The organism is Moorena sp. SIO4E2, from assembly GCF_010671945.1.
Taxonomy (GTDB): domain Bacteria; phylum Cyanobacteriota; class Cyanobacteriia; order Cyanobacteriales; family Coleofasciculaceae; genus Moorena; species Moorena producens.
This window is the reverse complement of the sequence record NZ_JAAHIE010000413.1, coordinates 1-6,649: the sequence shown is the minus strand read 5'-3', so window position 1 is coordinate 6,649 and position 6,649 is coordinate 1. Positions and strand designations below refer to the sequence as shown.

Below are 6,649 nucleotides of genomic sequence, written 5' to 3'. Positions count from 1 at the left end.
TTTACCATCTGGACTAAAGGCAACGGATCTAACCCAACTGCTATGTCCGGTGCAAGTGTTGAGACATTCTCCAGTTGTGATATCCCAGAGTTTCAAGGTGTGGTCGCCACTGCTACTGACTAGGGTCTGACCATCTGGACTAAAAGCCACTGAACATACCTCATTAGTATGTCCGGTACAAGTCTTTAAGCACTTACCATCACTGACATCCCAAAACTTAACGGTGTGATCCGCACTGCAACTAGCTAAGATTTTACCATCATGGCTGAAAGCAAGGTCACGTACTACATTGGTATGACCTTCACAGATCAAAACTAGTTTGCCCGTTGGTACTTCCCACAAGCGAACCTTCCAATCTGTATCACAGGTTGCTAATAGTTTACCATCTGGGCTGAATGCTGCTGATAAAATATTTCCTAAGGTTTCCGTAAATACTGAGCTGGTTAAGTCACAATGGGCGAAATTAACATTGTGTAATTTAATCCCCTGTAGGTTAGCTTGCCACACTGTTAGATTAGAAAAGTCATAGTTGCTTACATCCACCTGTAATTGGCGCATAATATTAATTATATTGCCGCAGATATATGCTGTTTCTTTAGTTATTTGTTTAACGGTAGAAGTTGGGGAGCGTAGCATTGAAATAATTTCCAGCAAGTGATTGCTGAGCTTTTTTGTGGAACCAAAAATGGCGAGTAATCTCTCAATTATAGGTTCAATAATTAGAGAAACTTGAGTATCCCAAACATACTCAGCAGCAGTAGCTTTTACTAATGCGTGAGTGCGCAACAGAGCAAAATTTTGACTAGTAATTTCCTCAGGAATATGCTCAATTAATCGATTAAGCATGTATTCCATCACGACAGGTTGTTGGGTAAACCCAGCCGAGGTTTTTTCAATCAATGAGCGCCGTTGTAGAGACCCTAGAGACTGTAAAATGTCAGGAGCGCATCGGTGGCAGAAAACGTCCTGTTCCAACTCTTTAAAAAAAACCGGTTCCCGATTAATAGCTAGCCAGTACATCAGCTCTTGTTGTGTAGCACTCAGGCGCTGAAACTGCCGATCTAGCAAATCCCGAATATCATCAAAAATGAATGAGCCTTGCTTTAAAAAATTCAGGAACTGAGCAATATTGCCATAAAAAAAGTCTCTGACCACACAAGCCACCATTTTTAAGGCTAAAGGATTGCCAGCATAGTGCTCAATCACGGTCAGCCACTGGGTGTCATCCCCAGCAAAATTTCCTTTTTCCTTCAGGATTTCCTGTCCATCGGTGTCTGATAACCCTGTGAGTGGGAAGCAGCGAATGGGTAAGTTTTCCCCCTCCAGGATAATCAAGTCCTGGGGTGGCTCCCTAGAGGTCAGTAATAGACAGCTGTGGTGGGCGGTTTCACCAATACTTCTGAGCAGTTCACCGTATTCAGCATATCCTTCTCTATAACTACCGGTGCGATCGCCACTTTGCAGAATCGACTCAACATTATCTAGAACTAGCAAGCAACGCCGCCCTTGTAAATACCGAATCAATCGCAGAATTTTGCCATCCACAGAGGAGGGTAAATTGGTTTCCTGCTGTCCAGACAAAAATTGAATCAGGTCTGCCAGGAGTTCTTCTAGGGGAGGCGCATTGCGTAGAGTCCGCCAAATCACAAACTCAAATTTATCTTCCAGAAGATGGGCTAAAGTCACAGCCACAGAGGTTTTACCAATTCCCCCCATCCCTAGAAGTGTCACCAGGCGGCACTTGTCCTGAAGAATCCATTGCTGTAGGGTGTTGAGTTCCTCAGTACGACCGTAGAAACCTCTTAGCTTTGGTGCTTGTCCCCAATCAACACGTTTAATTTGAGCCACAGTGGGACTCTTGCCGTTATTGATTTGATCTGCCTTAATCTGATCTGGCTCAACAACCTTTTCCCAATCAACCCCTACAGCACTACAAATAGCGATGAAGGTGTCACAGCGAATCGGTTGTCTGGCCCAAAATCGGTTTAAAGTTGCCCTAGAGGTTAAGGCACTGCTACACCAAGCTTCTGCGGTTTTGTTCCATTTTTTCAGGCGTCTAGCCCGGTCAAGCAATTTGAGTCCTAATTCAGAAGCTCGCACTGAATTCTTCATACCGAAATCTGGTTCTGCTCACTATCCACGCCAATTGTTATGCCAAACTCTGAGATAACCATGAAGTCAATCTGAGACAATTGAGATAATCACCTCAGACAAGGGCACAGGTAACTTCGGATCCTAGAACAGCAAGGGTTTGAGGAACTTTAAGTTTTTTGAACACAGTTAATATAATTTAATGTAAGCATTCAGCTATCAGCTATCAGCTATCAGCTATCAGCTATCAGCTATCAGCTATCAGCTATCAGCTATCAGCTATCAGCTTATGGGCACGCTACTTGAGGTGCTATCAGCTATCAGCTATCAGCTATCAGCTATCAGCTATCAGCTATCAGCTATCAGCTATCAGCTATCAGCTATCAGCTATCAGCTATCAGCTTATGGGCACGGTTGAGGAGGAAACCGTTAAGAATAAAATACGTAAGTATTAGTTTAATTTGAGTTAAGTCACAGCGTCAAAGCCTGTGCCACAAAGCTGTTTGCGTAGCGTGGCCTACGGCCAACGGCTGACAGCTGAAGGCTGACAGCACCTCAAGTAGCGTGGCCTACGGCCAACGGCTGACAGCTGACAGCTGACGGCTGATAGCTGGTGTTATCAAAAATCTTTAAAACCACTAACCGACTCCTGCAATTCCTGAGCTACGGCTACGGTTGAGGTTAAGGAACTTGAAATTTGCCTAGAGGAATCAACGGTGCGTTCCGAGAATTGAGCCATCTCTTTGATCAACATAGCCACGTTCTGAGTGGTTTCGGTTTGGGAAACACTCCCCTGGGAAATGGCTGCTACTAGCTGCTCGATCTGGCACGAAGCTTCCATCAGCTGTTTCAGATTCTGCTTAGCTTCCTCAACTCGACTTGTGCCCTTCTCCACCACAGCAGTGCTCTGTTCCATTACCTTCACTAATTGAGACATTTCTAGGTCGATATCATCTACTATTTTGTGAATTTCCTGGGTAGCTTTGATCAATTGGTTGCTAAGCTGATTTACTTCTTTGGCAATCACGACAAAACCCTGAATCCCATTACCAGACCGCCCAGCCTCAATCTCAGCGTTAATAGCCAAAACATTGGTTTGAACCAAGAGCATGTTGCTCTTGGCAACCACCTTAGCAATCTTTTCGGAAGATTTACCTAGCTGCTTCACTTTTGAGGTCGTTTCCCCAATCGTGTCTCGCAATTCCAGCATACTCTCCTGAGTTAGGTTAATAGCAGTGCTGCTAGCTTCAACAGTGGTTGTAACTCCATCAACTACTCTCGCCGCCTGATCAGCATTCTCAGCCACTGCTTGAATCGAATCGGTGATTTGCTCTACTGAATCCAGGGTGTGAGTGGTTTCTGAAGCCTGCTTAAGAGCATCTTCTGCTAGTTGACCGACTACCACCTCGTTGTTTCCTAGTAAGGTATTGACTTCAACCGCTGAGTTGTTGACCTGGGTTACGAGAGTTTGCAAATTCTCAATAATTGTGTTAAAACAATCAGCAACTTTACCAATCTCATCCAAAGTCCCGTCAGAGCGCACTGTCAGATCTCCTTGTGCTGCCCCTTGCAAATTTTCAAGCAGTACCAGCAGTTGCTTCTGGAGTGCTTCTTTTTCCTGTCTTTGCTCTTGAGAAATTCTTTCCCTCTTTTCGAGGAGATTAGCCTGCTCTAGAGCAAAGCCCAATTGAATCGCCACCTGAGTGAAAACCTTGATATCCGTTTCCTGCCAAGCTCTTGGCTGTGAACATTGATGGGCAGCCAGAAAGCCAATCAAGTTCTCTGCCACCAAAATCGGTGCCACTAAACTGGCCTTAGCTCCAAGCAGTAGAGAAGTTTGGCCAAGCCTCTCTACTTGGGACTGCTGGTACTGGGTCAACTCACCCTCAAGATTATCAATGGCTAGAACCTGACGTGACTGGTAGTGATCAACATCCTCTAGGGCAAAATCCAACTCTTCTTTCTGTGTTTGTGGGGTAACAGACCCATCCAGAGTTACTGAAAGGCCAACCATTGACCCTTTATGATTCTGTTCGAGGAGGTAAATGATTGTGCGATCGCACGAGAGCGCTCTTTTAATTCCCACCACCGTAGCCGCGAAAATCTTTTCCCGTTCTAAGGATTTAAGCATGCTAGCAGTAATCTCATTTAACCTTTGGGAAATGTCCACCGTGGCTTGCTGCTGTTCCAGGAGCAGGGCTTGGGTAAGGGCATCACCAATTTGTCTAGTTAACTGCTGCATTAACTCACGTTCTGACTCCTGCCAAGGGTGGGGTTTTGAGCAATCATTCGCATACAACAAGCCGAAAAGTTCACCCCCAACTATAATTGGCGCAACCAGGCTGGCTACGACACCAAGGCGTTGAAGGAACTGCCCAGGAGCACCAGTTAGAGTAGCTTGTTGAAGGTTCTCGACACTAACAAGCTTCTCCAACTTAAACTTTGTAATTTCCCCGGTCGTGATTGGTTCGTAAATAGTTTGCCCTAGGGCTTTAACAAAACCAGAATTTACGATCTCCGCTGCAATTATCCCGCTTTTGAAGTCAGGATTAAAGCGATAGATAAATACACGGTCTGTGTTGAGGGCAAGGTGTACCCCATAAACGGAAGTTTGTAGGATATTGTCGAAGTTTAAGGATTGCTGAAGCTGGTTGCTGACTAGCACTAGTGTCCGCGCCTGTTCAGTTTCTTGTTCTTGGTCCTGTAATCGACCTTTGACCCGTGTCACCAGGTTATTAAAGACTTGAGCCAGTAGCTGCGTCTCGGTAGCACCAACAAGCTCCGCCTGAACGTTCAGGTTGCCTGCAATCACCGCTTTGGCAGTATTAGCCAACTGACCCAAGGGTTTTGCTAACTGATCGGATAAAGCTCTGACTACCAAGGTAATAATAATGCCCAGTACCACGAACAAACTAGCAAAGCCTATTGCCGCTTTTCTACCCGCTGCTCTGAGTTCACTAAGTTTGATCGAGACGGCCACAGTCCAATTGCTATCAGGAACTGCAACCAATATATAGTGCCTGCTATTATGATCAAAGGTGGCCAGCTTTAAGTTTGGGAAAAGTTCTGAATTAGCTGATTTTATCGTCAGTCCCTTCTGCTGCACTGTTTGCCCAGTTTCAAAAGCTTTGAGCAAAATTTTTAGGTTCTGTACAAGTGCTTGATCCTTTGCCCCGAGCAGTTTCTGTGGCTGGTCTTTACTCTTCCCTTGGTAGATGGTATCAACAACAGCCACAGTGTCGTCTTTTTTCAGGGCTAGTAGCTGCATAGATTGAGAATCCCCAATTTCCAAATCCTTCAGCAGGTTTTTCAATATGCTGCTGAAAACCGAGGCAGGCAAAACTCCTCTAACAACCCCTAGGAATTCATCAGTTGCTGGGTCTGTGATCGCTTTGCTGAACTCAATCACGAACCTATCGTCAGTGTCATCAAATTTCGTTTTAATCACCTGCTGACTGGGATCATCTTTTGCCTCTTGCCACCAGGCTTCATCCCGTTGGACAAAGTCAGTAGTAAGACTGTTGTAAGCTACATTAAACCCGTGCTTTTCGGTGAAAGATATCTCGGCAAACTCATAAAGTTCTGTAGTTTTACGTAAGTAATACTTGAGAGTTTCATTTGGCTGGATTAACCTGGTAGCGGAGAAAGACTCTTCAACCTCGTAGTAGGGTAATTTGGAAAGGTTTTGATCTTGAGAAACTTTTGTTGCAGTGCTAGCCGCCTCAACTACTAGAGGGCTAGCCGCCAATGTAGAAGGTATTCTTTTTGCTTCCTCCAAAAATATATAGAAAACTCTGCCCGCAACTAGGGTTTCACCCTCTAATAGTTGCTCAGCTTGCTGTTGGGAGCTGCGGGAAATAGCACTGTAGCTGAATAGTCCAGCCAGACCTAGAGGGGTTAAAACCGCTGGGAGAATGGTCTTCAATAATTGAGTGCGCAGATCATTACTTTTCCTTTGTGGTTGGGAATTGTTGGAATCGGTGGGTTGACTTGATTGTTCATGGTAGTGCTGTTGTCCATCTTGGGTTATCCCTTGAGGTATGACTGGTAATTCCCAGGCTAAGTCTTTTGAACAATGCATATGACCGTGACTATTTTTCCTAGAAGGATAGCTATAGCGTTTATAAACGATTTGTGAAAATCCAGAAACCCCTAATTATTGGTAGTGCTGGAATTTTGACCCCGTGCTCGTTCACAACCTATTTAGAATTTATAGATTTACTTCAGTTTTTAATCTAACCATATTTATCGAGGAAGTTATCTCAGTCAATTAACTGAATTTTGTGTCTTAAGAGTTACGCTAATTTACTGATTAGCGCAATTATCAGGACGAGTGAGGTACAAATTCCTAGGTTTTAGGGAGCAGGAAATTCGGAGCAGGGAGCAGCGGATATGGGAAGTGGGAAAAGGGAAGTGGGAAACAATCCTGTGTACCTCATAGCTATAAGAAACGCTATATACGCTACTGGGAGTAGTTATGTATGTATAGCGGTTTTTAATCTAGTAAGGTACAAGTTTTTGAGGTGCGCTTGACCTTGGCGAATTAAATTCGCCAAGG

At 44.6% G+C, this 6,649-nt stretch carries 3 protein-coding genes; 1 reads left to right on the top strand and 2 read right to left on the bottom strand.

Annotated features, from left to right (window positions below; all coding sequences use genetic code 11):
• Window positions 1-2,112 (bottom strand): WD40 domain-containing protein (locus F6K37_RS29065; RefSeq protein ID WP_287253936.1); only part of this gene is annotated, 2,112 nt, incomplete at its 3' end.
• Between the two features lie 268 nt (window positions 2,113-2,380).
• Here F6K37_RS29065 and F6K37_RS29060 point away from each other — a divergent pair.
• Entirely contained in the window at window positions 2,381-2,509 is a 129-nt protein-coding gene (locus F6K37_RS29060) for a hypothetical protein (protein ID WP_287253934.1), read from the top strand.
• A gap of 201 nt (window positions 2,510-2,710) precedes the next feature.
• On the opposite strand, the gene F6K37_RS29055 is transcribed toward F6K37_RS29060, so the two are convergent.
• Complete coding sequence (locus tag F6K37_RS29055) at window positions 2,711-6,172, bottom strand: GAF domain-containing protein (protein ID WP_287253932.1); 3,462 nt, start codon at window positions 6,170-6,172, stop codon at window positions 2,711-2,713.
• Between the last annotated feature and the right edge of the window lie 477 nt (window positions 6,173-6,649).

What these genes read in the sequence shown, in the direction of transcription:
- F6K37_RS29060 (WP_287253934.1), top strand. Translation starts at nt 2,381, where the DNA reads ATGGGCACGCTACTTGAGGTGCTATCAGCTATCAGCTATCAGCTATCA.
- F6K37_RS29055 (WP_287253932.1), bottom strand. Translation starts at nt 6,172, where the DNA reads ATGCATTGTTCAAAAGACTTAGCCTGGGAATTACCAGTCATACCTCAA.